This window comes from Mammaliicoccus stepanovicii, from assembly GCF_002902525.1.
GTDB lineage: Bacteria > Bacillota > Bacilli > Staphylococcales > Staphylococcaceae > Mammaliicoccus > Mammaliicoccus stepanovicii.
The window spans coordinates 1-865 of sequence record NZ_PPQZ01000045.1 but is presented as its reverse complement, the minus strand read 5'-3'; the positions used below and the strand labels follow the sequence as shown (position 1 = coordinate 865).

General features: G+C 40.8%; 1 protein-coding gene. It reads left to right on the top strand.

Annotated features, from left to right (window positions below; genetic code table 11):
* On the top strand, nt 1–865 hold an 865-nt coding region (locus CD111_RS12455), incomplete at both ends, for a hypothetical protein (RefSeq protein WP_158245686.1).

The window sequence follows — 865 nt, the reverse complement described above, 5'->3', positions numbered from 1 at the left end:
CGAACCTGATGTGCTTGTCGATAATGATGTACTTTCGCTTTCTGAACCACTTAGTGATGTTGATGTGCTTTCGGATTCTGATGTGCTTGTCGATAACGATGTACTTTCACTCTCGGAGCTACTCAATGATGTTGATATGCTTTCAGATCCTGATGTACTCGTTGATAACGATGTGCTTTCGGATTCTGATGTGCTTGTTGATAATGATGTACTTTCACTTTCTGAACCACTTAATGATGTTGATTCACTTTCACTTGTAGATTCTGATGTACTCGTTGATAACGATGTACTTTCACTTTCGGAACCACTTAATGATATTGATTCGCTTTCGGATTCTGATGTGCTTGTCGATAACGACGTGCTTTCTCTCTCTGAGCCACTTAGTGATGTTGATTCACTTTCAGAACCTGATGTGCTTTCGCTCTCGGAGCTACTCAATGATGTTGATTCACTTTCGGAACCACTTAATGATGTTGATGTGCTTTCAGAACTTGATGTGCTTGTTGATAATGACATGCTTTCTCTCTCTGAGCTACTCAATGACGTTGATGTGCTTTCAGATCCTGATGTACTCGCCGATAACGATGTACTTTCGCTCTCTGAACCACTCAATGATGTTGATGTGCTTTCAGATTCTGATGTACTCGTTGATAACGATGTACTTTCACTCTCTGAGCTACTCAATGATGTTGATATGCTTTCAGATCCTGATGTGCTTGTCGATAACGACGTGCTTTCACTTGTAGATTCTGATGTACTCGTCGATAATGATGTACTTTCACTTTCGGAACCACTTAATGATGCTGATGTGCTTTCAGATCCTGATGTGCTTGTTGATAACGATGTACTTTCGCTCTCGGAACCA